The 399-nt window shown below is 59.6% G+C and carries 1 protein-coding gene; it reads right to left on the bottom strand.

What is annotated here, in order from left to right; all coding sequences use genetic code 11:
- Positions 1–177: 177 nt before the first annotated feature.
- A partial coding sequence (locus ACOV8S_RS31510) for a hypothetical protein (protein WP_448321889.1) occupies positions 178–399 on the bottom strand: 222 nt, incomplete at its 5' end.

Genomic DNA, 399 nt, shown 5'->3' with positions numbered 1-399 from the left:
CCACTACGGAGCCGCCACCCTCGGCATGAGGTTCACCCGCTTAGCAGCCGACCTCGAGCGCTCCCGCGACGGCCTCACCGAGAAGGAATGCCATCCCCCGCATCCTGGCAGCCGTCGACAGAGCAGGACCGAACCTGCGATCTGCGATAGGAATATCCGGCCACATACCGGAACACATCACGGAATAATAAAAACCCCGAGTTCGTCAAACAGCCCCTGCATCGTCTCAACCCGGAAACGCTCGACCTCGTGATCCGCCGGGGCTAAAGCAGCCACCAATGATTCCAACAAGATGAGATAGCAGGCCCTCGACCGAAACGCCGTCGAAGACCCCGAAGGCACCAACAAGACGTGGTCAGCGTACCTACGCATCGGAGTGGAAGAACGGTTCGTCAGAAG

This window comes from Streptomyces sp. CO7, from assembly GCF_053474865.1.
The sequence above is the reverse complement of the archived record's forward strand: the minus strand, read 5'-3'. Positions and strand labels throughout refer to the sequence as shown.